Origin of the sequence: Cyanobium sp. Morenito 9A2 (genome assembly GCF_024345575.1) — a bacterium.
Taxonomy (GTDB): Bacteria; Cyanobacteriota; Cyanobacteriia; order PCC-6307; family Cyanobiaceae; genus ATX-6F1.
Genome location: NZ_JAGQBJ010000001.1, coordinates 87,303 through 114,297, shown reverse-complemented (window position 1 = coordinate 114,297; position 26,995 = coordinate 87,303). Strand labels below are relative to the sequence as shown.

Here is a 26,995-nt window from a genome sequence, read left to right as displayed (position 1 = left end):
GGGAAGTGCTCCGCCCCTGTTGAGCTCAGATCACAGTTTAGACAGCTGCCCTATTTGCACAGAGTTGATCCGGTCATTCTGCGAACCCATAATCGGGAAAGTTAGCGACGTATGATCTCAGCGATGTCGCTCAACTGGGATTGATATCTTAAATCATAGCCATGATTGACATGAGTCGTGTCTTCTCTTGGAAAAGGAAACTCTAATGAATGTGCAGAGGAGAGGAAGCTAGGTATAGATGAATAATACGGGATCATAAACTCAGTGCACAAGTCTAAGATTTTGGGATCAGGCTCAAAAGAGGCATCCATATGCGCAAAGTCATAGTCAATCGCAATGACTGGAATGTTTGATTTTGACGCAAAAACAATTGGATGTAGCCTGCCTACGCTGACAAGGGCGCTACTCAGAGAAATAAACTGCAGCGCAAGCCGAGGATTCCACCAACAGCGAAAAACCTCGACCTCTTCGAACGCGCTTATTGATTGCACAAATAGCTCGTCCTCTGGACAAAAGGGCATGAGAACAAGTCGCACGCCCAAGCCCCTCAAATAACCGAGCAATCTTTGATAAGAGTCAATCAGAACGTGATCAATATACGACTTTGGCATTTCACGAATGACAAGACATATATAATCTGATTGTTCCATATCACGCTCATCCGGCTTAAGCCCCCAGGCCCAGTCAGATCCCAGTCTTGCATTATGAGCTATGGGCTTAATTCGTTCAAAACTTCTCGTTGACCGGGTAGAGAAGTAGGAGTAAGACGAAAGATAAGAAGATGCAAAGTTTTCATCAAACGAATCACCCTTTAAAAAGTAAATAGTATCATCTACTCCAGCAAGGAAGGTAGGCTTCGACAAAGCAGAGGCAATAGTTTTCTGAGAACTCGCGAATCCCAAAGGCAGGGCTCCACCACCAGTAATAAAACCGCAAACGGAAGGATCGGTAAGCGCCTTTAAGTCACCGTGATGAATGATTTCACAACTAGAGTACGGGTACCAATCCCAAAATCCACTCCGTGCTCCATTAAGATCAGCTGAAATAACAACATTATACTCGTGGTGAAATGCTTCAAAAATAACCTGAAGCATTGCCTCGTCACCAATATTACCTCTTCCAAAAAAGCCAGTAACGACAATTGATTCTCGCCCTTTTGTCAATCCGGACGTGCGTAACAGGGTAGATCCATCCTCAATGGAATCATCTTTATGACTTGAAGGAGCGGCAGCATCTAGCTTGCTAGATTCTGCAGACAAGATGGCTCCAAACTCAGCATCCTGCCCAACCATAGAACTCAAAGCACAAGGAGATTGGGCAACGATTATCCTTTGTTGATTATGCTGAAAAGATTGTTGAATACAATCACCTGGGATCTCAGCGATAAGCTCCTCCCATGCCAAATGAGAAGCCCATCCATTTGATTGCCTCTCTTGAAGATCTTCCACTAAATCGATAGGCGTGTAGCTAAATATTACTTGGTCGCCAGACAAAAGCAAATGCTTTAAAAGATCAACAGGCCTCAAAAGGTATTCCAAAACTCCAAGCAATATATATGTTTTAGGGCCGCATGTTATGTCAAGCGGGAACAAAATATCGTCTAGACTGTCTATAAAAATACAATTGGGTCGTTCGACGATGTCAACGCCGAAGTACTTATCACTCGGGAAGCAACTTCTTAAGTATTGAGTGCCACAACCAATGTCGATAACGCTATTGCCATCGGGTATGAATGGAAGAATCGTATCTGCTCTAGAATTCCAATCAGGATTATTGAATAAAGACGACCAGCGTGTATAATCAATCATCGATGGTTACCAAGGGTTGACCATAAGAACTAAGCCTCTCTATCATGCTGCCAAATCTATCGAGATAGCCTTGCGTGAATCCACCAGGAAGATTATTAGCGCCAATATCCTCAAGATTAAACTCATCGATAAAGTTGCGAATTGAATTATAAAAAGGAATCCCGTGCTCTTTGCAGAAAAACATGTTCTTGCGATTGGGAATATGCTTGCCATCATGCACGATGAACGGATCAATCGCCACGCATGGGATGTTAGACATGGAGGCAAAAATTAAAGTATGCAATCTTCCTATGCTAACTGTAAGCTTAGATTTACAAATGACATCGAGAACTTGACGAGGATCATGCCAAAGATTAAGAATATCCTGATCATCCACACCGGTTTCCAAAAGAAATCTTCTATCATCAGGGGCGAAAGGAAGCCAGGTAATTCTCCGTCCGTTAGAAGTGAGAAAATGCTCAAAGTCAGATCTGTTTGTCTGATGAATACTAGATGGCTCTGAAAAGCCTCTTGTAGTAACAACAATGTCGACATCTGAGATACCCGTATCGGCTCTTGACAGCCCCAATGCCCAATCAGCACCGTGATGTATGTTAAGATTCCCTGAATGCTTGCTCAGGTTTGAATATGATTTATCTGTTCTCACTGACATAAACGCAAGTCTAGAATAAATTACCTTCTTAATATCATCATCCGCCGACTTTGGTTTTATAGATGCATCGATGCCTGACATTAAGACTGGTATTCCATAGTCAAATGCCGATAAGATAAAATGGCCGGCATAGGCAAAAGGAAGTGAGCCTCCCCCAATGTGGAGAAATGCAATGTCTTTAGAATAGAGTCTATTGACATCATCAAAACTCCAGATCTCACACTGATTGTATGGATCCCAGGTTGAAAAGCCTGGATAAGCTCCCTTCTGTTCAATGACGATGCATATGTCAAAATCCTTAGAAAAGAGCTGATACTGTACATGAAGAAAAGCTTCATCTCCAGCATTGCCTCTCCCAAAAAAACCAAGAAGTACAACCTTTTTTCTTGTAGTCATTTCGTTTCCCTCCTTTCCCTGAATCCACATTTTAAATAGTGATCATATCCACTTTGGAACTCACCCCGCTTTACTGATTCGAGAACATCGGGATATCGTTCTAAATACGATGCTTCATCAAAATTTGACATGTGCTCACCATTTTTGTTGTTAAAGTTAGAAAGCAACTTTAGCAGCCTAGTCTTGACTCTTTTGACGGTTCTATCGTCTTGAATCGAATCTGGATCCGAATCAAAGTTTGATTGACTCTCTTTATTGCCTGACTGCTCCCTTCGCAGGCTTCTGGCAGAGTTCGAGTTTTGAGAGGGTGAAGTATAACCCATAGAACCAGGGCCTTGCCTTGATAAATTCTGCTTAATTCTACTGTATTTTCTCGGATTAGTAGGCTGTGATTCAAGGGCTACAACTTCTGGAAGTGATCTAAGATGAATCAGCTTACTATAAAAAACTTCATCAACTTGAGTGAAACCACTGGATTCATTGCCATCAAAAAGACTTGACGAGAAAGCCCTTAATAGAGATGATACAGGTGTCGACTGAGTCCAGCGGTTGTCGCTACTCGTATCGCCAGCGATGAAATCAACGGCATGATCCAACTGCTCTCCCAGGCTGATACCTTCCTCATTTGGATGGTAATTGGCATGCTGTTGAGAAAGAATTGTTATTAATTTGCCAATTGCAATACCAAGACCGCTATCGCCAATGGTAACATGACGCGGCTTGACTTGTGGCATGGTCTTGACCGCATACTTAACTATTTTCGAGAAACTAGTTTGAGCTTTTTGATACTCACGAATGGCCAATAGTGGCGATGAATACGAGGCCAGCAAAAGAATATTAGAGTTGTCAAAATGAACCGCATGCAAGTAGTTTTCCACAACAAATATAAGTCTATTGATCATCGTATCATTGTTAGATATTGAACTTGCCCATTCATTTTCGTTGTCTTTACTTAGCTCTTCTTTTGAAAATGCAAGTTTTACAGACTTAACCACGTTGACAGGGTCTAGGCTTAGAAACTCCTCAATAAAAAAGACATTTCTTTCTACCCATTTGTTCGTCGTTCCGATGTCTTCATAAAGATCAGAGCATTTCACCCCATCAGCTGTCATCAAGTGAGCGGCAACTTGCTCCAGATTGCTAATTTTATTCCAATAGAACTTTCCATTATCATTTTCGAAAACACCTAAAACATCGGAATCACCATACTGCAAGGCAGGATGCATGATTTTGAAATAATGAGGTAGCCTGTGCTCATCAATAAACCAAGAAGTACAAAGGCTGTGATAAAGAGAGGCTTGAGGCCTCTTACTGAAAAGCTCTTTAAATATCCCAAGCTTAAGAGATATGGCTTGCTCAATATGATCGGCATTGACAGATGCACCTGTCGCAGAGAGAATGTCACCGATTATTTCAATGCTGTTACATTTTCTGGTCAGTTCGTCATTGATATCATAGTACAAATCTTGAAACTGACTTGTTCCAGAATGAGATTTTAAAATTATACCTGTATAGTAATGCATGTCCCTCAGCGAAGACAATAGCCACCTTGGAATTTCCTCTTCTAGTGGGGTTGCTTCTAGTTTCCATAGGGGATTACAGACGCCCTTGATCAAGGTTGCCCGAGACACCTTGTCAAGGGATGGATTATGAGAGCTGAGCGCAAAAGCATACGTTTTACTATTATCACCTGAATTGTCACTAGTATGGCTTGAGTTTATGACATATGGATGCTTGTTGGCTTGGATCTCCTTATGGCCAGTTACCAAGAAACTATATTGAGCGAGCTTGGCTTTATCTTTACTCAGAACTTCGCTGAACTGTAAATAAACATCTCCAATGAGATTCGAATCCATGAAACTTTTGACATTATCGCAGCATGTTTTATAAAATTTTTGATTGAGCTGAAGTGTTTTCAGCGTGCTTGCGGCCTCCTTGGCGTTTGCAACTGACAGTGTATGGCTAGAGACGTCTGCAAACTGCTTACCAGCAGAGTTGACAATCGGCACACCTAGATTCATCAAAAATCTAATTGATCCTGACGTAGCGTAATGCTCAATCTCGTCTTGCAGGCACAGGCAGCAATCAACCAATGCAAGTCGTTGCAATATTGTTTTTTCGTCTGCAAAAGATGTGTGCAATGTTAAGTCACACCCTTGATTTTTAGCATGTCTTTTTATGGCAGTTGCGTAGGCTTTGTCAGAGGTTGCCAAGCTCGCAACGAGTGGCACACCGGCTTCGGCACAAATGTCAATAAGTTCCTCAACTTTCTTGTTTGGAGACAATAAGCCAAAGGCTCCAACGCTGAATTGATGCTTTATCTCTGCTTGTGTTTTAGATTCCCGAATTGAACTGACGAACTGGCGCAAATCACTGCAACCATGCTCTATATGATTCAGCGAGTAAATAGAAGCCCCAAGCTTGTTAAGGCATGCGGTAGGTATGCCACTGGTGAGAATTTGCTTGTTGACACATGACAAAACATGATCTTTCACGGCCAATGTGTGCAATACGAACGCAGCTCTGCTGGCCGTGTCAAGATCTAATACATGCTTCAGTGCATTAATTACTTCAGTTGTAGATGGTGATTCGTGTACGGCCTTGTTGCCTTCGAACAGGCCGTACTCATGCTGGACGAAAACTGTGGTGGCAGATAAGCTCGCATATGAAATCAAATCTTCAAGAGTTCCGAGCACCCTTGACTCGTGCCCCCTTTCGGCTAGTGCGTCTGAAGCATAGCAACTGTATCGAGCAATACCACATGCATGGTGAAGGCTAGGTACATAGAAGGCATACTTCATCTTGGTTCCACTGCGCTATGATCTTGGCCAGCTTAGCATTGCTTGAGGTTTCAGTTTCCCGATGTTTTCGTCACCACTGAAAGCATGCTCAAAACCCCTTGAGCCACCTTTAGAGGGGCTCGATCGATTCGCCATGTGGTTGGCCTAGGAGCGACTTGACTAGCTTTCTCCGTTTGTCAATTAATGTCCTGGGATCAGAATCTTAATTCAATATCTCCTTCCGCAAGGAGAGCACTCTTCCCTATGTCTGTTACAGTGGAATTGCTCAACTCTAATGAACATAGCAATTAACGCAAATTCGTAGGCTGATCGCCCGGTTCAAAGACAGTAGGAAAACATCAACCTCTCGGCCACAAACCAAACGTGATGCATGCTGAGCGCAGTCAGCGTCGCATTCTGAAAGTGGTTGGTCAAGCGTGCCTCGCACAGGACTGTCATCAGCAGCGCAAATCCCTTCACTCATTCAATGATGGCATTAGCTTTTGGATGGTTTTCATGGCTCATGGGAAAGATGACGGCAGATCCATAGGACCTGCCACTGATCCAGTGGTCAGGGGGTCGAATCGGGATCCAGCTTTTCTGCTTGCCTTCACTGTACCAGTCTCAAACGATGGCACCTGCGCTCAAACCTCCAGCTTGACCCCTGAATGACCGCTAGGGCAAACAAATCTGAACTTAGCCCAAAGAAGCTACCCGCTGGCAGCGGGGGTGGGGTGGTCTACCTGTTGTCGTACTTGAGATGGAACATTTGTATTGCAGGTCATGCCCCTGACGCCGGAAAGTTGAATCAACGACCGTCGCAAGTCAACCTGCCGAGGCTGATCGCATGGGATGAGCTCGATGAGAAGCTTTCCTCCCTTCATCCACGACCGTCTCGCGCGCCCCAGGCCTCGACCCGGTCATGGTCATGCCGGTGATCCACCATGCCTCAGGCCACGAGGGACCCTTCCCCGGCTCGATACCTGCTCATGGGTGCAGGGAACGGACTTCTGAGCCGTTGCCGGTGCCTGCTGAATCTGGCGCCGCCAGCCCTCCACCACCAGAGGATGCTGACCAACGCCCTCGGACCTCCGCTGCGGCAGCCATTGTCTTTGAGCGTACGATCATTCTGATCCACATGGGTGCCACCGATCATGATCAGCTGAAAGGCGAAAGCGAGACAATGAGGGGGCTTGATTGAGCCCACGCCCGGTGGAGAATCTGCCTGAAGTCTCCGGCCGCTTCCTTCAGCATTGCCCAGGTCACACTTGAGTCAGCGGGCCTTGGTGATGGCGCATGCCTTCTCTGACATCTGACACCTAAGGCCAGAGTTGTTGAGCTTGCCGGAAGTGAGTGGTCATATGGGCGGATGTGTGGTCACGCCTGCCCGGTAACAATCAGCCTGACCTATCGGCTCCATGCCTTGAACCCAGCTGCGCTGACGCGCTGGGAAAGTGCCTCCCCGAAATGCCGCTCAGCATACTTCGATTCACTGTACCCCCAGAGTTGATTCTTGAACTTCAGATGGCTTGTTGATCCACACCATCTCCGGCTGGGACCACCAGCGGGTGGATCGTCTCCATCGGCGCGGGCGTTTCTGCCGCTTCCTCTCCTACCCGTGGCCACGCTATGGGCAGATTGCGAAAGCAGGGCCCTGAGATGCTCGGGCGTCTTGAACGTGATTGCCCCGGACCAGCAGTGGCGGTGGTTGTAGCCGTCCACAAGGACTACCAACCTTCCACGGGTCTCGTCTTATCCGGCGAAGGGCCAGTACAGATAGACGGGGGAACGAACGCAACTCACCCAGCTCTTCCGGCCCGGCCTCAACCGTGGCAGCGCGCAACGCTTCGCGACTCCTTCGGCTTGGCGTTACCGGCATCGGGGCTCGAGGGCAGCGGTGGGGCCTGGTTGGCGCCGAACCGCTTGGGACACAGGGCTGAGTGAACGTCTGTCATGGGCGCTCTGGCCTGGGCTGCAAGCATCGGGATTCGTCGGTGGTTTCGCCTCCACCCTTTGCCCGAAACCACCTGTGCCGCAACTGATCTTGATCTGGTCAGTGACCTGCGTGCGATACCGGATGTCCGCAGGCCGGCCTGGCATCTGCTGCTGGCGGTGCTCGGGATCCTGAGCGGTTGCCAGAGCCTGCGGGATCTGGGGCGGTTTGCTCGCCATCACCACGGCGCGCTCACCAAGTCGCCTGGGTTAGAAGGGCGGCGGCCCCAATCGGATTCGGCGCACCGCTGTTTCTCCATGCCGGTTGATGTTGCGTCCCTGTGCATGTCCATTCGCGACTGGACGATCGCCCCTATCTCTCGTGGTGCAGAGGAACTGAACCAACCGTTCGGTGATGGAAAGACACTGCTGGGTTCGATCGAACCCACTGCTGGTGGTGGTTCAGCATTCATTGACAAGATGACGCTCTACGCAGCCGCTTGGGGAGTGGCGATCAGCCAGAGCTGCAACGCCACCGGTGAGAACCACGAGCGGGCAGTGCTCCGGCAACGGCTCGGGAGGCTTGATCTCGAAGGGGTGCTGATCCAGGCGGATGCGCTCCACACCCAGAAACCGTCATTCGACCGCTTCAGGAACAAAGGGCCGACTTCCCCCTGACCGTGAAGGGGAACCCAGAGACCTTGCCTGGCAAGATCCGATACCAGTACCAGGGGAAACGCCACATCCCTGTAGAGGCAAGTGCTTTCGAGGAGGGTCCTGGTCGTGCCATCTCCTGGACGCTCCGCGTCACAGCTGAAGGCTTCCGCGAAGCGGTAGAGGCAACGGAGCAGATCCGTGAGGACTGGAGCAGCACCAACCCAGAAGCCCTGCCGAAACTGGTGTGAGACTTCTGAGACCTTGAGGATTGGCACTGGATTCGTGATACCCAGCTGCGCGAAGTCGCCCATCGCTACCGGGGCAACGGCGCCGGAGCGATGGCGGCGCTGCGGACGGCAGCCCTCAACCTGCTCCGACTGACTGGATTTCAGTTGATCCGAGCCGGCATGCAGGCCGTAACTCTCGACAGCAAGGCGCTACGGACGATAGTGACGAGAAAGCCAGAACCAAGCACGTGGTGAGACGTTGAATCAGCCCAGTTGGTGAGAGGGCCTCCAGAGCAACGATGCCGTCGAACAGCACAAAGACAGCCTGAGGCTCGGAGCAGAGGGGGTCAACAGTCCGCTCGAAGCAACCTCCCGGACTAGGTGAACAGTAACGAAACGGAGCGGATCCGCTATCTGGACCAGGAGCCTGCCGTCCTGGGAGGGGAGCTTGATCGGATCACCCAAGATGCAGAGCGCAGGCCAAAAAGGAGCCGCCGAGAGCATCCGCCCGGATGGCGTTGCGGCTCGTTTGAGCGCAACCGATGACAATCCAGGAGCGGCGGCGCTCAGGGGCTGTCTTTGCCGGGCTCTGTCTGGGGTAGATCCCCCGCTCCACCACGCTCAGCCAACAACCAGCCTCATCGCCTGAGCAGAAGCGGCAACCGCCGGATAACCCCGTTCTGTTGCGAATTGCCCTGACTCGGCTGTCCTGGCATCCAGCCACCGGGGCGCATGCCGAATGGAGAGCCGGGGAGGGCAAGCGGGAGATCCTGAGCTGCCATCAGCGGTGCTGACGCCATGCGGAAGTCGGAGACGCCGTCCAAGCGCTCTGCCGGCTGTTGAAGGAACAGATCGCACTGAGGGCTCCAGCAGATGCCTGAGGTACAGGGAACGAAATGCGCAGGCAGGGCCTTGACCATGACCTTCTTGGCGTTCGTCAGGGCCTTTGGATGGGTGGGAGCCATCAGCCCCAGGCCGTCAAACGGGAAAAAGCCTGTTCCGATGGGTCGACGATGCCTTGGAGGGTCAAGCTGATGGAAGGACACACCTAAGACCCAGGCGCAGAAGGCCGATCTGAGCGGGGCACCCAGGCCTCATGGGGCAGGGGTTCGGTGCCGTATTCCCAGTCGTCGTAGTCGGGGTCATTGCGGATGCGCTGGTGCAGTTCCTTCTGCACATCGAAATTGTGCGGGTGCTCAGCCGGGGCTGCGGGATCGGATGCCGGGAGTTCCTGATTCACGCTCATGACCGGCCTGGATCGCTTGCTCCCATTCTTGCCGATGGCTGGCAGCGCCTGCCACCAACGAACCGACGACCTCCGAAAAGACAGCCCGCCTGACGACAGAGTCGGTGTAAGCATTCAGGTCATGGGCGATCCCTCCTTTCAGTCGATTCCCGCCAACCCCTTCATCGCTCCGGTCCCAGCGGACTTCCTCTGGGGCGTGGCGACGGCGGCTTATCAGGTGGAGGGTCACACCAGCGGAAATGACTGGGCCCGCTTCGAGACGATTCCAGGAATGATCAAGGGCGGCGCCCGCTGTGGAGCCGCCGCCGACCATTGGAACCGTGTCTCCGAAGACGTGGAGCTGATCCAGGCGCTGGGGGCCAATGCCCTGAGGTTCTCGATCGAGTGGAGCCGCCTTGAGCCCGCCCCCGGCCACTGGGATCAGCGGGCCTGGGACCACTACGCCGACGAGATCGCCCAGTTGCGTGCGGTTGGCATCGAGCCGATGGTCACCCTGCTGCACTTCACCCTGCCCGGATGGCTGGCGGAGCGCTGCGGGCTGGCGGCTGAGGAGTTTCCCCAGCGCCTGGAGGTCTTCGCCGCCGAGGCCGGGCGTCGCCTCGGGGCGGGCGTGCGCTTCTGGTGCACCCTCAACGAGCCCAACGTGCAGATGTTCTACGGTTATGTGAACGGGCAATGGCCGCCGGGTCTGAGGGATAAAGCCCTGGCGGTGCGGGCCTTCGCCGGTCTGCTGCGGGGCCATGCCCTCGCCGCCCGTGCCCTGCGGGCGGCCTGCCCTGGGGCGCAGATCGGCGCCGCCATGCATCTGGTGGTCGCGGAGCCCCTTCGGCGCTGGTGGCCGCTGGATCGCCTGGCGACGCGCCTGCTGGAAACCGGCTTCAACTGGGCCTTCTACGACTCGATCCAGCGGGGTGCCCTGCAGCTGAGGCTGCCGGGATTTCCCGTGCTCAATGAGGCGATGGCCGAGCTCGCCGGTTCCGCCGATTTCGTGGGCGTCAACTTCTACCGGCGCCACCTGGTGCGCTTCGCTCCTGAGGCCCCGACGATGGTGGAGTTGCGATCGGGCCCGGGACCGCTCAGCGACGCCGGCGTCGAGATCCATCCCCAGGGGTTGCTGACGATCCTGCGGCAGGTCTGGAACCGTTACCAGCTGCCGGTGATGATCACCGAAAACGGCGTGGCCGATGCCGCCGGCCGCCTGCGGGGCCCCTACCTGCGCTCCCATGCCTACGCCATGGCCTGGGCGATGGCGGAAGGAATCCCGGTCAAGGGCTATTTCCACTGGTCGCTGCTCGACAACTTCGAGTGGACCGATGGCTACACGCTGCGCTTCGGTCTGTATGGCGTCGACTTCGCCACCCAGGAGCGGCGGTGGGGCCCCGGCGCTGAGGAATTCCGGCGGTTGGCGGCCCTGCTGGCGGCGCAGCGGCAAAACTGAGACCGCTGGCCGCCTCCCCCAAAACCACCAACATGGGCCACGACTGTGGTGGGATCAGGGTGGGGCGCTTGGGTCGCGGCTTGCTGTTCGCACTGGCAGGTTTCCTGTTGTGCGCCGTCATCAGCTACGGGCTCGTGCGGCAGTTCTCCCCCCGCCAGGACCGTGAATTGGAAGCGGCGATGACCAGCGTCTTCTTCTACGGACCTGTGGGCGCCGCGCTGGGCTTCGTCGCAGGCCTGCTGCGCTGAAGCCCAGCGCTTCCCTCGGCCATCAAGCCCCCCTTGAGGGATGTAACACCGGCCTGACTGCCCCGAGGGGTCTGCCTACGGTCCAGACAGCGGACGATTCCTCCGCACCAGAGGACCAAGAACGATGACGGCCATCAGCCAGTGCCCCTTCAGCGGCCATGCGGGAGGCAGCGCCGCTGGCCGTGGCCCCTCGAACCGCGAGTGGTGGCCGCAGCAGCTGAATCTGAGCATCCTTCACCAGCACGCGCCCGCCTCCAATCCCCTGGGGCCCGACTTCGACTACGCCGAAGCCTTCAAAAGCCTCGATTACGCCGCCCTCAAAGGCGATCTGGTGGCGCTGATGACCGACTCCCAGGACTGGTGGCCGGCGGACTGGGGGCACTACGGCGGTCTGTTCATCCGCATGGCCTGGCACAGCGCCGGCACCTACCGCACCGCCGATGGCCGCGGCGGCGCCGGCACAGGCAACCAGCGCTTCGCACCGATCAACAGCTGGCCTGACAACGGCAACCTCGACAAGGCCCGCCGGCTGCTCTGGCCAATCAAACAGGCCTATGGCAACAGGATCTCCTGGGCCGATCTGATCATCCTGGCCGGCAACTGCGCCCTCGAATCGATGGGTTTGGCCACCTTCGGCTTCGGCGGCGGCCGCGTTGATATCTGGCAGCCCGAGGAGGACATCTTCTGGGGCCATGAGACCACCTGGCTCGGCGATCAGCGCTACAGCGGCGACCGCGCGCTGGAGCAGCCCCTGGCCGCCGTGCAGATGGGGCTGATCTACGTCAACCCGGAAGGCCCGAACGGAGTGCCCGACCCGGTGGCCTCGGGGCGCGATGTGCGCGAAACCTTCAAGCGCATGGCCATGAACGACGAAGAAACCGTCGCGCTCACCGCCGGCGGGCACACCTTCGGCAAGGCCCACGGCGCCGGCTCCACCGAGCTGGTGGGCCCGGCGCCCGAGGGGGCGCCGCTGGAGGAGCAGGGGCTGGGCTGGCGCAACCGCCACGGCAGCGGCAAGGGTGCCGACACCACCACCAGCGGCCTCGAAGGGGCCTGGAAACCCAACCCCACCCGCTGGGACCGGGGCTACTTCGAGATGTTGTTCGGCTACGAATGGGAGCTGACGAAAAGCCCCGCCGGCGCCTGGCAATGGCAGGCCAGGGACGTGCGCGAGGAGCACCTGATCCCCGACGCCCACGACCCCAGCATCAAGCACCGGCCCATGATGACCACGGCCGACCTCTCGCTGCGCTTCGATCCGATCTACGAGCCGATCGCCCGCCGCTTCCACCACGACCAGGAGGCGTTCGCCGACGCCTTCGCCCGGGCCTGGTTCAAGTTGACGCATCGCGACCTGGGCCCCAAGACCCTGTACCTCGGCCCGGAGGTGCCCGCCGAAGACCTGATCTGGCAGGACCCGATCCCCGCCGTGGATCACCCCCTCATCGATGCCGCCGACATCGCCGCGCTCAAAGCCCAGGTGCTGGCCTCGGGCCTTTCCGTGGCGGAACTGGTGGCCACCGCCTGGGCCTCGGCCTCCAGCTTCCGGGGCTCCGACAAGCGCGGCGGCGCCAACGGCGCCCGCATTCGCCTGGCACCACAGAACAACTGGGAGGTGAACAATCCGGAGCAGCTCTCCGGGGTGCTGGGCGTGCTCGAAGGCCTCCAGCAAAGCTTCAACAGCGGCCAGAGCGGCGGCAAGCGGGTGTCGCTGGCGGATCTGATCGTGCTGGCCGGTGACGCGGCCGTGGAAGCGGCTGCCCGAGCGGGTGGCCATGCGCTGGAGGTGCCCTTCACCCCCGGCCGGACCGATGCCAGCCAGGAGCAGACCGATGGGGAGTCCTTCGCCGTGCTGGAACCCCAGGCCGATGGCTTCCGTAACTACCAGAAGCAAGCCTTCAGCGTGGCGGCCGAGCACCTGCTGATCGATCGGGCTCAGCTGCTCACTCTCAGCGCCCCGGAGCTCACCGTGCTGATCGGTGGCCTGCGGGTTCTGGGCGCCAACGCCGGCGGCTCCCCCCATGGGGTGTTCACCAGCCGGGTGGGGACCCTCAGCAACGACTTCTTCGTCAACCTGCTCGCCATCGGCACCGTCTGGACCCCTGTGGACGACAGCGGCGAGCTGTTCGAGGGACGCGATCGGCGCAGCGGCGAATTCCGTTGGAGCGGCACCCGCGTGGATCTGGTGTTCGGCTCCAACTCCCAGCTGCGCGCCCTGGCGGAGGTGTACGCCCAGGCCGATGCCGGGGAGGCATTCGCGCGCCATTTCGTGGCCACCTGGGCCAAGGTGATGAACCTGGATCGCTTCGAGCGTCCGGTTTCCTAGGGCGTCGCAGCACCGCTGGCTGTGGGGGGCCTCGGGGGATCCATTGCACACTGTCCTGCCAATGGGATCCAGCTCCTGGGCTCGACCAGCGGCAACCACCCTGGTCCCTGGCCTGCTCGCCCTGGCCAGGGATCGCTCCCTGCTCCGCGTCACGCAGGCTGAGCTTCACAACGTTTCGACCCCGACCCAGCCCCAGGCTCCGCCGGCACCTCCACCCACGCTGGCGACCGGGAAGCCTGGCCCTGCCCCCCCTGGGGCGGCGTCAGAGCTGGATTCAGGGGAGCCCTGGCTCCGTCTCCTTCCCGAGTGTCCTCAGACTCCGACGGGCGATCGGCATGGTGGTCAGTACATTGCACGCCATCAGTGCAGCGGCATCCTTCCCCCTGCCGGACAGCCAGCTCAGCGGCGGTGGCCCCTGAACGGTTCCCTTCCCCATGCCCCTGCTCGGACCGCCCGCACCCTCCCCCCACCCGCTCGATCAGCTGCTCGACCTCGGGCTGGCATCGGCGGCCGATCAGCCGGCCCTGATCAGCGCCGACGCCCAGCTCAGCTGGCGGGAACTCGATGGCCGTGCCACGGAACTGGCCCGTCGCTACCGAGCCCTTGGCCTGCTCTCCGGCGACCGGGTGGCCTCACTGCTGCCGAACCGCCTCGATGCCTTCCTGCACCTGATCGCCTGCCTGCGGGCGGGGCTGGTGGCCACACCGCTCAACTACCGCTACCGCGCCCCGGAGATCGACCATGCCCTGACGGTGAGCGGGGCCCGCTGGCTGTTGTTCCACCGGGAGCGTCAGGAGGATGTGGACCATTGCGAGCGGCTCGGAGATCTGGATCTGGGCCTGTTCAGCTACGACGACGCAGTCGACGGCAGGCTTGACCAGCAACTGCCATCTCCTGGGGCGGCCGAGCCTGGGGCGACAACGCTGGCGCCCCAGGCGCCGGCCCTGATCTTCTTCACCTCCGGCAGTACCGGCCCGCCCAAGGGGGTCACCCACAGCCGCGCCTCCCTCTCCGCCCTGCTCAACACCTACGCGCGCAATTTCGTCTGCTCAGCGGCTGACCGCTTCCTGATCGGTTCCTCGGTGGCCCATATCGCCGGGCTGGTGGGCGGCCTCTCGGGCCTCAACCTCGGCAGCCAGGTGATCGTGGCCCGCAGCACGGACAGCGCCGAGCTGGCGCTGCTGTTGGAACGCCTGCGGCCCACGCTGCTGAAGCTGCTGCCCTCGGCCCTGTTTGCCCTGGTGCGCGATCCTGCCGTGCCCGCCGACGCCTTCACCAGCCTGCGGGGCTGCATCGCTTCCGGTGATCACATCCCCCATGAGCTGCACGAGGAGTTACAGGCCCGGGCGGGCCTGCCGATTCTGGAGCTCTATGCCATGACTGAGGCCGGGATCCTGGCGGCCAACCCCCCCGGCCGTGAACCCCGCCGGGGATCGGTCGGTCCGGCGGCCCTGGGCGTGGAGCTGGAACTCCGCGACGACGACGGTCGCCCCGTGCCAGCCGGAACCCCAGGGGATCTGTGGGTCCGTACTGCGGCCAGCATGGGCGGCTACTGGGGGAACCCGGAGGCCACCGCCGAGGTGCTGAGCGAGGGCTGGCTGGCCACCGGAGACGAACTGCGCGCCGACACCGACGGTTTCCTCTGGTTTGTGGGTCGTCGCAAGCAACTCATCATCCACGACAGCTCCAACATCAGCCCCCAGGAGGTGGAAGACGCTCTGCTCGACCACCCGGCCGTGGCCCAGGCGGGTGTGGTGGGGGTGCACGATCTGGTGCACGGCGAGATCGTGCGCGGCTACGTCGTGATGCGGACCCAGGCCTCTGGCTCCCCGCCCTCGGCCGCCGCGCTGATCGCCTTCGCCCGCAAGCGGGTGGGCTACAAAGCGCCCGAGCAGATCGTGGTGCTGGAGACCATGCCCCTCAACGCCAGCGGCAAGGTCGACCGCCTTGCCCTCAAGGCCTTGGCCGGCAACGCCGGTGAGGAACCACGTCAGCCTGGTTCGCCTAGACGTTGAACAGAAACTCCATCACATCCCCCTCAGCCACCACGTACTCCTTGCCCTCGCTGCGCAACCAACCTCGGTTGCGGGCTTCGGCCAGGGAGCCGGCCTCGATCAACTGCTCGTAGGCCACGGTCTGGGCGCGGATGAAACCCCGTTCGAAATCGGTATGAATCACGCCGGCGGCCTGGGGGGCGGTCATGCCCGCGTGGATCGTCCAGGCCCGGGTCTCCTTCTCTCCGGTGGTGAAGTATGTGCGCAGGCCCAGCAGCTGATAAGTGGCGCGTATCAGGCTCTTCAGCCCCCCCTCGCTCACCCCCAGGCCCTCCAGATAATCGGCGCGCTCCTCTTCACCGAGATCCACCAATTCGGCCTCCACCTGGGCGGAGATGCGCACCGACTCGGCCCCCTCACGGCCCGCCAGCTCCACCACCGCGCGGCTGTGGTCGTTGCCGGCCGCCAGGTCGTCTTCGCTGACGTTGGTGGCGTAGATGATCGGCTTGAGAGTGAGCAGCCCCAGGGGCCGGATCAGGGCCTCCTCCTCGCCGCTGAGGTCCAGGCTGCGGGCGGCACCCCCCTGCTCCAGCACCTCCTGGATGCGTTCCAGCAGGCCATCCTCGACCTGGGCCTCCTTGCTGGTGCGGGCCTGCTTCTTGAGTCGCTCGCGCCGCTTCTCCACCTGAGCCAGATCGGAGAGGCCCAGCTCCAGGTTGATCACCTCGGCGTCCCGCACCGGCTGCACGCTGCCGGAGACGTGGATCACGTCGTCATCCTCGAAGCAGCGCACCACATGGACGATCGCGTCCACCTCGCGGATGTTGGCGAGAAACTTGTTGCCGAGCCCCTCCCCCTGGCTGGCGCCAGCCACCAGCCCGGCGATGTCCACGAACTCCACCCGGGTGGGGATCAGCTCCTTGGAGCGGGAGATCGCGGAGAGCTTGGCCAGGCGCGCATCCGGCAACGCCACGATGCCCACGTTCGGCTCGATCGTGCAGAAGGGGAAGTTGGCCGCCTGGGCCTGGGCGTTGGCCACCAGAGCATTGAAGAGGGTGGATTTGCCCACATTGGGCAGCCCCACGATTCCGGCTTTGAGCATGGGCCGGAATCTAAACGGGTCGGGCTTCGCCACCTTCGGGCTCGCCAATCGAGGCCCCAACCATCAAGACTGGAAGGATCGCCGCAGCCGACCCATTTCTTCACTCATGCTCCAACGAGCCCCAACGGTCGGGCAAGAGACCAAGCCACCGGGACGGCTCAAGCGCCCGCGGCGGCAGCGCAAGCGCCTCTGGGCCGCCGGCGCCGTGGCCCTGGCGCTCACCATCGGTGGCCTGAGCCTCTGGCAAAGCCGCCGCAACGCCCTGCAGACCAACAACCTGGACGCCTACACCGTGAGCGCCGAGCGGGGCAGCCTGCCCGGCATCGTCACCGCCAGTGGTGAACTGAAGGCCGTGCGCAGCGTCAATGTGAGCCCCAAGCGCGGCGGCGTGCTCCAGACCCTCTACGTCGATGAGGGCGACCGGGTGAGCGCTGGCCAACCGATCGCCCTGATGGACAGTGGCGACCTGCGCGACCGCGAGAACGAGTTCCAGGCCCAGGTGCGCCAGGCGGAGGCGGAGTTTCAGCGCAGCCGCTCGGAATTCGAACGCCGGCGCAAGCTCTTTACCCAGGGCGCCATCAGCCAGGACGACTTCATCACCTTCAGCACCCGCCTGGCCACGAGCAAGGCAGCCCTGGACGCCACCCGGCAGCGGAGTGGCCAGCGGGCGGTGGAACGCTCCGAGCTCACGATCAGGGCCCCCTTCGCCGGTGTGATCACGCAGCGCTTCGCCGATCCGGGAGCTTTCGTCACCCCCACCACGGCAGCCTCCGCCAATGCCGGGGCCTCCAGCTCCTCGGTGGTGGAGTTGGCCCAGGGGCTTGAGGTGGTGGCCAAGGTGCCCGAGAACGACATCGGCCGTATCCGGGTCGGTCAGCAGGCCAGCCTGCGGGTGGAGGCCTTCCCTGACCGGCGCTTCGCCGCCCGGGTCAAGCAGATCGCGCCCAGGGCGGTGAAGAGCAACAACGTCACCTCCTTCGAGGTGAAGCTTCAGTTGCTCGATTCGCCACCGGAACTGCGCATCGGTATGACCGCCGACATCGACTTCCAGACCGGCCAGTTGGCGGAGCGCACCCTGGTGCCCACCGTGGCGGTGGTGACCGAAGGGGGCAAACCGGGGGTGCTGCTGGTGGGCAAGGGCAATGAACCCACGTTCCAACCCGTGGAGCTGGGCACCAGCAGCGGGCGCAACACCCAGATTCTCAAGGGCCTGAAACCTGGAACGAAGGTGTTCATCGACCTGCCGCCCTGGGCCAAGAAGCGCAAGGAGGCGAACTGAGGGGGAAAGCCGCTCAGGCCCCCACAGCCAGCAGCGCCCGGCTGGCCTCCAGGATCCTGCCGCTGGCCTGGCCATCGCCGAAGGGGTTGTGGGCCTGGGCCATGGCCGCGTAGGCCCCTGGATCCTCCAGCAGCTGCGAGGCTTCGCGCACGATGTCGGCGGTATCGGTGCCGATCAGCCGCGCCGTGCCTGAATCCACGGCCTCAGGCCGCTCCGTGGTGCGCCTCAGCACCAACACGGGCTTGCCCAGGGCCGGTGCCTCCTCCTGCAGGCCACCGGAATCGGTGAGCAACAGCGTGCAGCCCCGGATCGCCGCCACCAGGCGGTCGTAGTCGAGGGGCTCGGTGAGGAAGGCCCGGGGGTGGCTGCCCAGCAGCGCTTCGAGTGGTTCACGCACGGTGGGGTTGCGGTGCAGGGGCAACAACAGGGCGGTGTCGGGGAAGCGCTCCAGCAGTTCCAGGAAGCCAAGGCCGATGTCCTGCAGGCGCGGGCCCCAGTTCTCGCGCCGGTGCACCGTGGCCAGGATCACCCGTTGCCCCTCCCAATCAAGGCCGGGGATGGTGAGCTGGGGGGCACGCTCGGCCATCAGCAGCAGGGCGTCGATCACCGTGTTGCCGGTGACCAGCACGCGCCCCACCACCCCGGAGGCCTTGAGGTTGGCCTGCGAGACGCTGGTGGGAGCGAAGTGGAGCTGGGCCACCTGGGAGATCAGGCGCCGGTTGGCTTCCTCAGGGAAGGGATCCAGCAGGTTGTCCGTGCGCAGACCCGCCTCCACATGCCCCACGGGGATCTGCTCGTAGAAGGCGGCCAGGGCGGAAGCGAAGGCGGTGGTGGTGTCCCCCTGCACCAGCACCAGATCGGGCCGGTGGGAAGTGAATTCCTCCCGCAGCCCCTGCAGCGCCGCGCAGGTGACATGGGTGAGCGTCTGCTTCGGGGCCATCAGGGCCAGGTCCAGGTCGGCCGTCAGCCCGAACAGGTCCATCACCTGGCTGACCATCTCCCGGTGCTGGCCCGTGAGCACCACCCGGGTGCGCAGATCCGCTGCCGCCTTGAACGCCAGGATCACCGGCGCCAGCTTGATCGCCTCCGGCCGGGTGCCCAGCACGATGGTGACCAGGGGAAGGGAGGTCAAGGGCGCTCAGCAACCGGGCGGATCCTAAAGATGGCCGCCCCAAACCCATGACAACGGAGCGAATTCAGGCAAAGCTTGCTGCAACGCTTGTGCTCCCTGCCCCGATGTCCGCCAACGAAACAGGCGCCCCCTCAACACTCTTCCCTCCCCTGGTGGTGCCCGGCCTGCCTGGCGTGCCGGACCTCCCCTCCATCCCAGACCTCCACGCCCCGGCCGCCCCGCCCCCTGCCCCAAGTGCCCTGGGTCCAGAAAAGCGAGGCGCGGAGGCTGCCCAGGGACTCGATCTGCCCACCGAACCCAGCAGTCTTCAGGAGATCGTACGCATTGCCTATGACCGCAACTACTCCGATGTCCACCTGGGAGTGGGGGAAGAACCCCGCTACCGGGCACGGGGTGACATGCAGCACACCGGCTGGCCCGTGGCCGATCAGGCTCTGTTCAACGGCTGGCTGCGGGAAATGCTCACGCCGGTGGAAATCGACCGCTTTCAGGAAGACAAGGAGTTCGACGGCTCCTTCGCCTTCCCTTTCGTCCGTGTGCGGATCAACCTGCTGGAGACACTCTTGGGCCCGGCCATGGTGCTGCGGTTGATTCCCCAGAAGATCGCCACGATCGAGGATCTCAATCTACCCAGGGTGCTCGAGGAGGACTGTCAGCGACCCAAGGGGCTGGTGCTGGTGACCGGACCCACCGGCTCAGGGAAGAGCACCACCCTGGCGGCGATGGTCGATTGGATCAATCGCAACGAGAAGCGGCACATCATCACGATCGAAGATCCGATTGAATTCGTGCACCAGAGCAAGAGCTCGATGGTGCGCCAGCGGGAAGTGGGGCACCACACCAAGCTGTTCCACAACGCCTTGCGCGCGTCCCTGCGGGAAGATCCCGATGTGATCCTGATCGGGGAGATCCGGGACCGGGAAACGCTTACCACCGCCCTGGAGGCCTCCCAGACCGGCCACCTGGTCTTCGGAACCCTGCACACCAACTCCGCCGTGCGCACGGTGGAGCGGGTGCTGGGCATGTACCCCCCCGAAGACCAAGACAACGTTCGCCGCTCCGTTTCCGAAGCCTTGCTGGCGGTGATTTCCCAGGGGCTGATCAAAACCAGCGACGGCAAACGCGCCGCCTTCCACGATATCTTGATCAACACCGATGCCTGCAGAGATTACATCCAGCAAGCCAAGATGGACGAGGTGGAGCAGATCATGGAGCGCAGCGCCTTCGACGGCATGCAGACCTCAAACCAGGCCCTGCTCCAGTTGGTTGAGGCCGGTCGGGTTGACCCTGAAGTTGCGCTGGCCCAGAGCCTCAAGCCGAATGAACTCGCCCAGTCATTGCGCGGCCGTCAGTGAGCTGCTCAGCAATCGCACAATCAGCAACACGCCGATCCCAAGCGACAGGCCGAGCATGGCCAATCGGCCATTCCAGATCTCCGCTTGGGGGGTGAAGCCCCTCCGCCAGGCATTCAACTCATCGGGCCCGACGGGTAGGGGATCTTCGCCATTCTCGCGGATTTCAGCAGGGGCCATGGGCCCGTCCCCAACATTGGATCAATACCCTAAGTCGATTAAAGACCTCTGAGAGCTTCGTAAAGTCCATCGGCTTGCTCCAACGGCAGCCTGGGGGTCACCGCAAGCTTGAGCGAACTGTGTGCTCCGGCCTCAAGGCGCTGGGCCGCCGCCACCCCCACCATCGCCGCATTGTCGGTGCAATAGGCCAAGGGAGCCACACGCCAGTGCAGCCCCAGGGCAGCGCAGCGCTCCGCCATCAGCGTCCGCAGGCGCTGGTTGGCCGCCACACCACCCACCATCACCACGGTGCCGAGGCCTTGGTCGCGGGCGCAGCGGCAGGTGCGCTCCACCAACACCTCCGCCACCACCCGCTCGAAACTGGCCGCCAGATCCGCCAGAGGCAGCGGTCCGCCCTGGGCCTCCAGACCCTGCACCAACCGCAGCACCGCCGTCTTGAGACCGCTGAAGCTGAAGTCATAGGGATGGAAGCCACCCTCAGGTAGCGACACCCTGCCTTTGGGCAGGGAGAAGCGCTGGGCATCGCCGCCGGCCGCCGCCGCCTGGATCGCCGGGCCGCCCGGGTAGCCCAGGCCCAACAGGCGGGCCACTTTGTCGAAGGCTTCGCCGGCGGCGTCATCGCGGCTGCGGCCCAGGCGTCCGTAGCGGCCCGGGCCATCCAGGCGAATCAACTCGGTGTGGCCGCCGCTCACCAGCAGCACAAGGGCCGGACCAGGGGGAAGGGGCTCGCCCAGGTGCACCGAGCAGAGGTGCCCCTCGAGGTGATGCACCCCCAGAAAGGGCAGCCCATGGAGGGCCGCCAGGGTGCGCGCGGTGACGGAACCCACCAGCAGGGCCCCCACCAGGCCAGGGGCCACCGTGGCAGCGATGCCGTCAAGGTCGGAAAAAGCCAGGCCGCTTTCGGCCATCACCTGGTCAATCAGCAGCGGCAGGGCCTCCACGTGGCGGCGGGAGGCGATTTCAGGCACCACTCCGCCCCAGCGGGCGTGCTCCTCAATCTGGGAGGCGACGGCGCTGGCGAGCACCGTCCGATCGCGCACAACCGCTGCGGCGGACTCGTCACAACTTGTTTCGACGGCCAGGAGGGTCGGCATCGGCTCTTGAGATGTCCCCTACTGTCCGCAAGTGACATCCTGCCTTCCCGCAGGTCTTTTCCCAGCACCGGACACGATGCGCCGTCTCTTTGCTGTTCTGATTTCAGCCTTCCTCCTCTTCGGCTTCGCCCCCGTGGCCCACGCCGACGTGGCAGGGCTAACCCCCTGTGCTGAAAGCCCCCGCTTCCAGCAGCGGGCCAGCCAAGCCACCACCGACCAGGCCAAAGCCCGGTTCTCGAGCTACAGCCAGGCCCTCTGTGGCACCGATGGCCTGCCCCACCTGATCGTGGATGGCCGCTTCAGCCATGCCGGTGATTTCCTGATCCCCAGCATCGCCTTCCTCTACATCACTGGCACCATCGGCTGGGCAGGTCGCTCGTACCTGATCGCTATTCGCGGCAGCAAGGACGCCACCATGCGTGAAATCCAGATTGATCTGCCCCTGGCGTTCAAATCCACCCTGGCTGCCGCCAGCTGGCCCCTGGCCGCCTTCAAGGAGCTCACCAGTGGCAAGTTGCTGGACTCTGACGCCAACGTGACCGTTTCCCCCCGCTGAGCCCGGACCCATGAAGAAATTCCTCACCACCGCCCCCGTGGTCGCCACCGTCTGGTTCACCCTCACGGCCGGAATCATGATCGAGTTCAACCGCTTTTTTCCTGACCTGCTCTTCCACCCCCTCTGAATCGAGGGTTCGGACTTCTCTTCAAGCGGCCCCAGGGCCGCTTTTTTATGCCCTGAGCTCTGCTTGCTTCCGCCCCCACACACGGCCATCTGAAGCGACCCTTGCAGCGGGATCAGCGGCTGGGGGGGAAACCGCCCGCTCAGCCCAGCCCCATCAACCCTTCCAACTCATTCAGGGCCTGATCGAGATCGCCGTTCACCAGCACGGCATCAAATTCTCCTTCGGCCTTCAATTCCACCTGCGCCCGCTCCAGCCGCCGCACGATCGCCTCCTCGCCATCGGTGCCGCGGCCGCGGATGCGTCGTTCGAGCTCCGCGAAGGAGGGGGGTTTGAGGAAGATCTGAACCCCCCCAGGAAAGCTGTGCCGCACCTGGCGGGCCCCCTCTAGCTCGATCTCCAGCAGCACCGGGCGGCCCTCGGCCAGATGCCGCTCCACCGGTTCGCGCGGGGTGCCGTAACAGTTACCGGCGAATTCGGCCCACTCCAGCAGCCCGCCGGCCGCCACCTGATCTGCAAAGCGCTCGCGGGCCAGAAAGAAGTAACTGACCCCGTCCACCTCTCCGCTCCGCGGGGCCCGGGTGGTCGCCGACACCGACAGCCAGATGCGCGGATGGCGCTTCAGCAAGGCCGCCACCAGGGTGCCTTTACCGACACCACTTGGCCCGGTGATCACCGTGAGCCGGCCGGCGGCGGAAGGGGAAGTCATCATCGGAAGCACCGTCGGCCAGCAGAGTAGGGGCCATGACCGCGCCTGAGCCCACCACCGGAGCCGCCACCGATGCGCAGCCGAGGCCGCTCCCACTCCAAGCCCTCGATGTGACCAGCCTCAAGGCGGTGCTGGCAGAGCTGAGGCCCGCCCTGCTGCCGTGCCGCTTTGAGAAGGCCCAGCAGAGCGCTTCCCACACCCTGCAGCTGGGCTTGCGGGGGCTCGACCATCGCCTCTGGTTGGAGATCAGCTGGCAGGCGGAGGCGCCGCGGCTGCTGGCGATCGCCCCCCCCCCCCGTAGCGGTGCCGGCAGCACCCTGGCCCAGCAAATGCAACACGGCCTGGCAGCTCTGGCGTTGGTGGAGCTGGAGCAGCGGGGCTGGGAGCGGGTGCTGGAGCTGCGCTTCGCCCGCCGTCCGGGGGATCCGATCGTCCGCACCCTGATGGTGGAGCTGATGGGACGCCACAGCAACCTGTTCTTGCTCGATGAGCAGCGGCGGGTGGTGACCCTGGCCCGTCAGGTGAAGGAGCAGCACTCACGCCTGCGACCGATCGGCACCGGCGATGCCTACGTGCCTCCGCCATCCCTCCAGGGTCGAAGCCCCTCGCTGGACGAATCCTTTGCGGTTTGGAAGAGCCGGCTCACCTTGGTGCCGGTGAGCTTGCGCCAGGCCCTGCAGGAGGCCTACCAGGGGATCAGTCCGGCCCTGGCCCTGCAACTGGCGGGTGATCAGCCGGCGTACGCCAAGCTCCTGCTGGATCAACCGGTGCGCGGCCTGGCTGACCAGCAGTGGCAGCAGCTCTGGTGCCGCTGGCGGCGTTGGCTAGAAGTGGTGGCCTCGGGCGCGTTCCAGTTCGCCCCCGGGGGCAGTTGCGCCTACCGCTGCTGGAGCGAGGCAGGTGCTCAGACCAACGCCTCCAAAGCCCAGGCCAGCGAGCAGCCTTTGAACAGGGCCCTTGCCGGCTACTACGCCCAGGAGCTGGGGCGCCGCCTGCTGAGCCAGCGCCTGGGCGGCCTGCGCCAACGGGCCAGCCAGGCGATCGAGCGGGAGCGACGCCTGCTCCAGCAGCAAGAGCAGCTGCTCGCCAAGGTGGAGGACAGCGACGGCCTGCAGGAGCGCGCCCACAGCCTGCTCAGTGGCCTGGCCCCGAACCGGGAACAGATCGATGAAGCCCAGCGCCTCTACCGCCAGGCCCGCAAGCTGCGGCGCTCGGCCGCGGCGATCAACCCACGGATCGCCCACCACCGCCAACGGCTCGAGCGCCTGGAGGCCAGCCTCACCTTCATGGAGCAGGCCGACGACCTGGCCCAGTTGGAAACCCTCGAGATCGAACTGCAGGAGCTCCATGCCGAAAGCCGCCCGTCGAAACGCCCCTTAGGCCCCGGGGGGCCCAGCGCCGGGGTCACCCCACAACCACTGGAGCTGCGCACCGGTGCTGGCCTGCGCGTGCAGGTGGGCCGCAACCACCGCCAGAACGAGTGGATCAGCCTGCGCCAGGCCCGCCGCGGTGACCTCTGGTTCCATGCCCAGGAATGCCCGGGCAGCCATGTGGTCCTCAAGAGTTCCGAGTCCCCCGCCCAGGACGAGGACCTGCGCCTGGCGGCCGATCTGGCCGCCCACTTCAGCCGAGCCCGGGGCAATGGACGCGTGGCGGTGGTGATGGTGCCCACCGAGCAGCTGCAACGCATCCCCGGCGCCGGGGCCGGCACCGTGCGCCACAAGGGCGGAGAGCAACTCTGGGCCTGCCCAGGCCGCGCTGCCGCCTGGTTGAACCGTCCGGCGGCAGAGTCCGCTGAACCTCTCCCTAGCCTCGGTTCAGCGCAGCGGCCATGACTCCCAGCGATTCCCCCCCGGGTCCCCCGCCCGCACCGATTCGAGTCGCCCCTTCCGCCGGCGCGGGCCGCTGGTGGGCGAAAACATCCCCGGTCGGCGATCCAGGCGACTTCCCGGCGGAGGTGGAGATGACCCTGGTGGATCACCTTGAGGAGCTGCGCCAGAGGGTGCTGCGCAGCCTCCTGGCGGTGGTCGTGGGCGCGGTCTCCTGTCTGGCCCTGGTCAAGCCCCTGGTGCGGCTGCTGGAAGTGCCCGCCGAGGGCATGCGCTTTCTGCAGTTGGCGCCGGGTGAATTCCTGTTCGTGTCGCTGAAGGTGGCCGGTTACGCCGGGCTCACCCTGGCCCTGCCCTTCATCCTTTATCAGGGCCTGGCCTTCGTGCTGCCCGGCCTCACCCGGCGGGAACGGCGGCTGGTGGCGCCGGCGGTGGCGGCTTCGGCGTTGCTCTTCCTGGCGGGCCTGGCCTTCGCCTGGTGGGCCCTGGTGCCGGCGGCCCTGCGTTTTCTGGTCAGCTACGGCGCCGATGTGGTCGAGCCGATCTGGTCGATCGAGCGCTACCTGGATTTCGTGCTGCTGCTGATGGTCGCCACGGGCCTGGCCTTCCAGTTGCCCGTGCTGCAGCTACTGCTCGGGGCCTTCGGCCTACTCCGGGCCGAAACGATGCTGGCCGCCTGGCGTTGGGTGGTGCTGGCGGCGGCCCTAGCGGGGGCCGTGCTCACCCCTTCCACCGATCCGGTGACGATGCTGCTGCTCACCGGGGCGATCACCGCCCTTTTCCTGGTGGGTGTGGGGCTCGTGGCCCTGGTCCAGTCGGTGCGCCCCGGGGCAGAGGCGGCGGGCGACCAGCGGCGCGAGGAATGAACCAAGCCCTCCCCGGTCCAAGGCCCCAGGCCAGAGCTACAGCAGAAACTCGCTTCCCCGGCCGCCCGTCTCCAGCGCCAGTCCCATGGCCTTGCCCAGCCGTGGTCGTTCTCCGGTGGTCAGCAGCCACTGGCGCACCTGGCCGGCGACGCCAAGCTCATTGAGCAGGGCGATCACCTCCTGCAGGTGTGCCCCATAGCCCTCCGCGTCCAGCGGGAACGACTGCTGCTCCAGGTAGGCCCACATCACCTGCAGATAAAGACGGCCCCGGCGCTGCACCACCTGCAGGTCGTAGGAGGCGCGCCAGCGGGAGCGCAGCACCGCCAGCACTTCCTCGGCGCTGAGGGGCGGGGCGGGCTCCGCCGGGATCGGATCAGGCAGGTCAACGGCCAGGGTTGAATCGGCTCACGCAACAGCATGTTGCAGCAAACCACCGGCGCGACGCCGCCAAAACCGAGACGGGAAGGGCAACGTCCATAATGGTCCGCACATCGCGTCGGCTGACCGGAACGCCCCTATGACCCAGATCCCAGCGAGCGATGTGCCCTCCTTGGGTCGTCGGCAGTTCATGAATCTGCTGACGTTCGGGTCCATCACGGGCGTGGCCCTCGGGGCCCTCTATCCGGTGGTCAACTACTTCATTCCCCCCAAGGCCGTGGGCGGCTCCGGCGGCGTGAGCGCCAAGGACGAACTCGGTAATTCCGTCACCGCCAGCGGCTGGCTCGCCACCCACAAGGAAGGCGACCGCAGTCTGGTGCAGGGCCTCAAGGGCGACCCCACCTACCTGCTGGTGGAAGGGGCCGACGCCATCGGCAGCTACGGCATCAATGCCATCTGCACCCATCTGGGCTGCGTGGTGCCCTGGAACAGCGGCGCCAACAAGTTCCAGTGCCCCTGCCACGGCAGCCAGTACGACGCCACCGGCAAGGTGGTGCGCGGGCCGGCGCCCCTCTCCCTGGCCTTGGCCCAGGTGTCTGTCGAAAACGACAACGTCTTCCTCAGCCCATGGACGGACACCGATTTCCGCACCGGTGAGAAGCCCTGGTGGGCCTGAATTCGCTGAGCCTG

The 26,995-nt window shown here is 61.4% G+C and carries 24 protein-coding genes; 13 read left to right on the top strand and 11 right to left on the bottom strand.

What is annotated here, in order from left to right:
• Nucleotides 1–101 precede the first annotated feature (101 nt).
• From KBY88_RS00595 to KBY88_RS00585, 3 genes are read right to left on the bottom strand one after another with little or no spacing between them, the layout of a single operon-like run.
• Complete coding sequence (locus KBY88_RS00595; RefSeq protein WP_254937954.1) at nucleotides 102–1,808, bottom strand: polysaccharide pyruvyl transferase family protein; 1,707 nt, start codon at nucleotides 1,806–1,808, stop codon at nucleotides 102–104.
• Nucleotides 1,801–2,886 (bottom strand): polysaccharide pyruvyl transferase family protein, encoded by a 1,086-nt coding sequence (locus KBY88_RS00590; RefSeq protein ID WP_254937953.1) that lies wholly within the window; start codon nucleotides 2,884–2,886, stop codon nucleotides 1,801–1,803. The genes KBY88_RS00595 and KBY88_RS00590 overlap by 8 nt, the downstream gene beginning before the upstream one ends.
• Entirely contained in the window at nucleotides 2,853–5,657 is a 2,805-nt protein-coding gene (locus KBY88_RS00585) for a glycosyltransferase family protein (protein ID WP_254937952.1), read from the bottom strand. The genes KBY88_RS00590 and KBY88_RS00585 overlap by 34 nt, the downstream gene beginning before the upstream one ends.
• A gap of 1,992 nt (nucleotides 5,658–7,649) precedes the next feature.
• Here KBY88_RS00585 and KBY88_RS00580 point away from each other — a divergent pair.
• Complete coding sequence (locus KBY88_RS00580; RefSeq protein WP_254937951.1) at nucleotides 7,650–8,246, top strand: hypothetical protein; 597 nt, start codon at nucleotides 7,650–7,652, stop codon at nucleotides 8,244–8,246.
• Between the two features lie 2 nt (nucleotides 8,247–8,248).
• On the top strand, nucleotides 8,249–8,473 hold the full coding sequence (locus KBY88_RS00575) for a hypothetical protein (protein WP_254937950.1): 225 nt from the start codon (nucleotides 8,249–8,251) through the stop codon (nucleotides 8,471–8,473).
• A gap of 617 nt (nucleotides 8,474–9,090) precedes the next feature.
• Here KBY88_RS00575 and KBY88_RS00570 read toward each other — a convergent pair.
• Entirely contained in the window at nucleotides 9,091–9,417 is a 327-nt protein-coding gene (locus KBY88_RS00570) for a hypothetical protein (protein WP_254937949.1), read from the bottom strand.
• 83 nt (nucleotides 9,418–9,500) lie between these two features.
• The gene (locus tag KBY88_RS00565; protein ID WP_254937948.1) at nucleotides 9,501–9,698 is read right to left on the bottom strand and encodes a hypothetical protein; all 198 of its coding nucleotides are present in this window, start codon (nucleotides 9,696–9,698) and stop codon (nucleotides 9,501–9,503) included.
• Nucleotides 9,699–9,819: 121 nt separating this feature from the next.
• Between KBY88_RS00565 and KBY88_RS00560 the strand changes: the two genes are divergently transcribed.
• The 4 genes from KBY88_RS00560 (at nucleotide 9,820) to KBY88_RS00545 (ending at nucleotide 15,725) form a co-directional block, all read left to right on the top strand.
• Nucleotides 9,820–11,136: a glycoside hydrolase family 1 protein gene (locus KBY88_RS00560; protein ID WP_254937947.1), complete on the top strand. Its 1,317-nt coding sequence runs from the start codon at nucleotides 9,820–9,822 to the stop codon at nucleotides 11,134–11,136.
• 80 nt (nucleotides 11,137–11,216) lie between these two features.
• Nucleotides 11,217–11,384, top strand: coding sequence for a hypothetical protein (locus KBY88_RS00555; RefSeq protein WP_254937946.1), 168 nt, complete (start codon nucleotides 11,217–11,219; stop codon nucleotides 11,382–11,384).
• 124 nt (nucleotides 11,385–11,508) lie between these two features.
• Nucleotides 11,509–13,710, top strand: a complete 2,202-nt coding sequence (gene katG, locus KBY88_RS00550; RefSeq protein ID WP_254937945.1) for a catalase/peroxidase HPI — start codon at nucleotides 11,509–11,511, stop codon at nucleotides 13,708–13,710.
• Nucleotides 13,711–14,144: 434 nt separating this feature from the next.
• Nucleotides 14,145–15,725 carry a class I adenylate-forming enzyme family protein gene (locus tag KBY88_RS00545; protein WP_254937944.1) on the top strand — a complete coding sequence of 527 codons (1,581 nt, stop codon included), beginning with the start codon at nucleotides 14,145–14,147 and terminating at the stop codon, nucleotides 15,723–15,725.
• Here KBY88_RS00545 and ychF read toward each other — a convergent pair.
• Complete coding sequence (ychF, locus tag KBY88_RS00540; protein WP_254937943.1) at nucleotides 15,715–16,806, bottom strand: redox-regulated ATPase YchF; 1,092 nt, start codon at nucleotides 16,804–16,806, stop codon at nucleotides 15,715–15,717. The genes KBY88_RS00545 and ychF overlap by 11 nt on opposite strands.
• Nucleotides 16,807–16,912: 106 nt before the next feature.
• Between ychF and KBY88_RS00535 the strand changes: the two genes are divergently transcribed.
• Nucleotides 16,913–18,085: an efflux RND transporter periplasmic adaptor subunit gene (locus tag KBY88_RS00535; protein ID WP_254937942.1), complete on the top strand. Its 1,173-nt coding sequence runs from the start codon at nucleotides 16,913–16,915 to the stop codon at nucleotides 18,083–18,085.
• A 13-nt stretch (nucleotides 18,086–18,098) separates the two neighbouring features.
• On the opposite strand, the gene wecB is transcribed toward KBY88_RS00535, so the two are convergent.
• Nucleotides 18,099–19,217, bottom strand: a complete 1,119-nt coding sequence (gene wecB / locus KBY88_RS00530; protein ID WP_254937941.1) for a non-hydrolyzing UDP-N-acetylglucosamine 2-epimerase — start codon at nucleotides 19,215–19,217, stop codon at nucleotides 18,099–18,101.
• Between the two features lie 104 nt (nucleotides 19,218–19,321).
• Here wecB and KBY88_RS00525 point away from each other — a divergent pair, with 104 nt between their 5' ends.
• Entirely contained in the window at nucleotides 19,322–20,572 is a 1,251-nt protein-coding gene (locus tag KBY88_RS00525; RefSeq protein WP_254937940.1) for a type IV pilus twitching motility protein PilT, read from the top strand.
• Here KBY88_RS00525 and KBY88_RS00520 read toward each other — a convergent pair.
• Nucleotides 20,552–20,749, bottom strand: coding sequence for a high light inducible protein (locus KBY88_RS00520; protein ID WP_254937939.1), 198 nt, complete (start codon nucleotides 20,747–20,749; stop codon nucleotides 20,552–20,554). The genes KBY88_RS00525 and KBY88_RS00520 overlap by 21 nt on opposite strands.
• A 38-nt stretch (nucleotides 20,750–20,787) precedes the next feature.
• On the bottom strand, nucleotides 20,788–21,843 hold the full coding sequence (gene tsaD / locus KBY88_RS00515; RefSeq protein ID WP_254937938.1) for a tRNA (adenosine(37)-N6)-threonylcarbamoyltransferase complex transferase subunit TsaD: 1,056 nt from the start codon (nucleotides 21,841–21,843) through the stop codon (nucleotides 20,788–20,790).
• Between the two features lie 76 nt (nucleotides 21,844–21,919).
• On the opposite strand from tsaD, the gene KBY88_RS00510 reads away from it, so the two are divergent.
• Nucleotides 21,920–22,399 (top strand): Photosystem I reaction center subunit III, encoded by a 480-nt coding sequence (locus KBY88_RS00510; RefSeq protein WP_254937937.1) that lies wholly within the window; start codon nucleotides 21,920–21,922, stop codon nucleotides 22,397–22,399.
• A 10-nt stretch (nucleotides 22,400–22,409) separates the two neighbouring features.
• On the top strand, nucleotides 22,410–22,526 hold the full coding sequence (gene psaJ / locus KBY88_RS00505; protein ID WP_254937936.1) for a photosystem I reaction center subunit IX: 117 nt from the start codon (nucleotides 22,410–22,412) through the stop codon (nucleotides 22,524–22,526).
• A 139-nt stretch (nucleotides 22,527–22,665) separates the two neighbouring features.
• On the opposite strand, the gene gmk is transcribed toward psaJ, so the two are convergent.
• Nucleotides 22,666–23,235 carry a guanylate kinase gene (gene gmk, locus KBY88_RS00500; RefSeq protein ID WP_254937935.1) on the bottom strand — a complete coding sequence of 190 codons (570 nt, stop codon included), beginning with the start codon at nucleotides 23,233–23,235 and terminating at the stop codon, nucleotides 22,666–22,668.
• Between the two features lie 32 nt (nucleotides 23,236–23,267).
• Between gmk and KBY88_RS00495 the strand changes: the two genes are divergently transcribed.
• Together KBY88_RS00495 and tatC are read left to right on the top strand one after the other, a co-directional pair.
• Nucleotides 23,268–25,067 (top strand): Rqc2 family fibronectin-binding protein, encoded by a 1,800-nt coding sequence (locus tag KBY88_RS00495; RefSeq protein WP_254937934.1) that lies wholly within the window; start codon nucleotides 23,268–23,270, stop codon nucleotides 25,065–25,067.
• Nucleotides 25,064–25,927 (top strand): twin-arginine translocase subunit TatC, encoded by an 864-nt coding sequence (gene tatC / locus KBY88_RS00490; protein WP_396102233.1) that lies wholly within the window; start codon nucleotides 25,064–25,066, stop codon nucleotides 25,925–25,927. The genes KBY88_RS00495 and tatC overlap by 4 nt, the downstream gene beginning before the upstream one ends.
• A 36-nt stretch (nucleotides 25,928–25,963) precedes the next feature.
• Here tatC and KBY88_RS00485 read toward each other — a convergent pair whose 3' ends face one another.
• Nucleotides 25,964–26,248, bottom strand: coding sequence for a DUF3067 family protein (locus tag KBY88_RS00485; protein WP_396102231.1), 285 nt, complete (start codon nucleotides 26,246–26,248; stop codon nucleotides 25,964–25,966).
• Nucleotides 26,249–26,444: 196 nt separating this feature from the next.
• Here KBY88_RS00485 and petC point away from each other — a divergent pair, with 196 nt between their 5' ends.
• Nucleotides 26,445–26,981, top strand: a complete 537-nt coding sequence (gene petC / locus KBY88_RS00480) for a cytochrome b6-f complex iron-sulfur subunit (protein WP_254937933.1) — start codon at nucleotides 26,445–26,447, stop codon at nucleotides 26,979–26,981.
• Nucleotides 26,982–26,995 lie beyond the last annotated feature (14 nt).

Bases quoted from the DNA above. Each gene is read 5' to 3' on its own strand.
- KBY88_RS00535 (WP_254937942.1), top strand. From the start codon at position 16,913: ATGCTCCAACGAGCCCCAACGGTCGGGCAAGAGACCAAGCCACCGGGA.
- gmk (WP_254937935.1), bottom strand. From the start codon at position 23,235: ATGATGACTTCCCCTTCCGCCGCCGGCCGGCTCACGGTGATCACCGGG.
- tsaD (WP_254937938.1), bottom strand. From the start codon at position 21,843: ATGCCGACCCTCCTGGCCGTCGAAACAAGTTGTGACGAGTCCGCCGCA.
- KBY88_RS00495 (WP_254937934.1), top strand. From the start codon at position 23,268: ATGACCGCGCCTGAGCCCACCACCGGAGCCGCCACCGATGCGCAGCCG.
- tatC (WP_396102233.1), top strand. From the start codon at position 25,064: ATGACTCCCAGCGATTCCCCCCCGGGTCCCCCGCCCGCACCGATTCGA.
- KBY88_RS00565 (WP_254937948.1), bottom strand. From the start codon at position 9,698: ATGAGCGTGAATCAGGAACTCCCGGCATCCGATCCCGCAGCCCCGGCT.
- KBY88_RS00585 (WP_254937952.1), bottom strand. From the start codon at position 5,657: ATGAAGTATGCCTTCTATGTACCTAGCCTTCACCATGCATGTGGTATT.
- KBY88_RS00595 (WP_254937954.1), bottom strand. From the start codon at position 1,808: ATGATTGATTATACACGCTGGTCGTCTTTATTCAATAATCCTGATTGG.
- KBY88_RS00510 (WP_254937937.1), top strand. From the start codon at position 21,920: ATGCGCCGTCTCTTTGCTGTTCTGATTTCAGCCTTCCTCCTCTTCGGC.
- KBY88_RS00545 (WP_254937944.1), top strand. From the start codon at position 14,145: ATGCCCCTGCTCGGACCGCCCGCACCCTCCCCCCACCCGCTCGATCAG.
- KBY88_RS00570 (WP_254937949.1), bottom strand. From the start codon at position 9,417: ATGGCTCCCACCCATCCAAAGGCCCTGACGAACGCCAAGAAGGTCATG.
- katG (WP_254937945.1), top strand. From the start codon at position 11,509: ATGACGGCCATCAGCCAGTGCCCCTTCAGCGGCCATGCGGGAGGCAGC.
- KBY88_RS00525 (WP_254937940.1), top strand. From the start codon at position 19,322: ATGTCCGCCAACGAAACAGGCGCCCCCTCAACACTCTTCCCTCCCCTG.
- petC (WP_254937933.1), top strand. From the start codon at position 26,445: ATGACCCAGATCCCAGCGAGCGATGTGCCCTCCTTGGGTCGTCGGCAG.
- ychF (WP_254937943.1), bottom strand. From the start codon at position 16,806: ATGCTCAAAGCCGGAATCGTGGGGCTGCCCAATGTGGGCAAATCCACC.
- KBY88_RS00520 (WP_254937939.1), bottom strand. From the start codon at position 20,749: ATGGCCCCTGCTGAAATCCGCGAGAATGGCGAAGATCCCCTACCCGTC.
- KBY88_RS00560 (WP_254937947.1), top strand. From the start codon at position 9,820: ATGGGCGATCCCTCCTTTCAGTCGATTCCCGCCAACCCCTTCATCGCT.
- KBY88_RS00590 (WP_254937953.1), bottom strand. From the start codon at position 2,886: ATGTGGATTCAGGGAAAGGAGGGAAACGAAATGACTACAAGAAAAAAG.
- psaJ (WP_254937936.1), top strand. From the start codon at position 22,410: ATGAAGAAATTCCTCACCACCGCCCCCGTGGTCGCCACCGTCTGGTTC.